The organism is Chromohalobacter sp. HP20-39 (genome assembly GCF_033052815.1).
Classification (GTDB): domain Bacteria; phylum Pseudomonadota; class Gammaproteobacteria; order Pseudomonadales; family Halomonadaceae; genus Chromohalobacter.
On the sequence record NZ_JAWHTP010000712.1, the window covers coordinates 1 to 269 of the forward strand.

The window sequence follows — 269 nt, forward strand, 5'->3', positions numbered from 1 at the left end:
ATAGCGCACCAGCGCGCTGATGGCGGCGTCGACCAGCTGCGCGTCGGTCGCGGCGGCCGGCAGTCCGGCAGCGGCGCGCAGGTCGGCCGCATAGGGCAGGGCCCGCAGCCGCGCGGCCAGCGCGGCCGTGTCGGTGTTGGCCATTTCGTCCGGGTTGAACAGCGGGCCCCGGGCCTGCTCGGTGCGGTTGTTGGCCCGGCCGTCCCAGAACAGGCCGCCGTGCGGCCGGCCCTGGGCATCGTAGCCGAAGGCGCCGGCCTGGTCGAGGT

At 76.2% G+C, this 269-nt stretch carries 1 protein-coding gene; it reads right to left on the bottom strand.

Going from position 1 to position 269, the window contains the following annotated elements:
* On the bottom strand, positions 1 to 269 hold a 269-nt coding region (locus tag RVY79_RS19805), incomplete at both ends, for a cytochrome c peroxidase (protein ID WP_317466276.1).